General features: G+C 32.3%; 1 protein-coding gene. It reads right to left on the reverse strand.

All coding sequences use genetic code 11. From position 1 onward, the window contains the following. Positions 1-206, reverse strand: a 206-nt coding sequence (locus ABN217_RS20125; RefSeq protein ID WP_349459986.1) for an iron transporter, incomplete at its 3' end; no start/stop codon positions are given. Positions 207-548: the final 342 nt, after the last annotated feature.

Below are 548 nucleotides of genomic sequence, written 5' to 3' on the forward strand. Positions count from 1 at the left end.
TCTAAATGGATGTCAGCTTTATCGGCAGAAAGATGTGATATTGCGTGATGTCCTTCTTCGGTATCCATTGTGATAGGTTGTAGATAAACACCTTGGATTTCCATTCCATTTTTAATGATGGGTTGACCCAGTGGATATTCTTGAGCAAAAGCCGTGATTGAAAACAAAGCTAAACTCGAAACAGCAGCCTTATAAACGAGTCTCATTATTTTGTCCTTACCATTATTTATTATAGGAACGCCAATGATAATCATTATTATTCCAGCTGTTCAAGTTAAACTTTAAGCTTGAAAATTTCATTTATCGCCAAATATATGAAAAGTTTTAAAAAAATAGTTAATGTAGAGAAGTTATTATTTTTAGCAAATTATCTTTATCAGCCAAAAATATTTATCGGAGAAATCTCTGGTCGTGATAGATTGGTTGTAATTAATTTATCACCATTTTGAATACTTATCTTTAAGGGGGTTAGGTATGCAAAAACGTTATCTGGATTGCAGTGCTTCTGAAATATCACTGCTCAGTAAAAAAGCTTTATTAGAAGCAAT

Origin of the sequence: Proteus sp. fly-1067 (genome assembly GCF_040139345.1) — a bacterium.
In the GTDB taxonomy this organism is placed as follows: Bacteria; Pseudomonadota; Gammaproteobacteria; order Enterobacterales; family Enterobacteriaceae; genus Proteus; species Proteus vulgaris_B.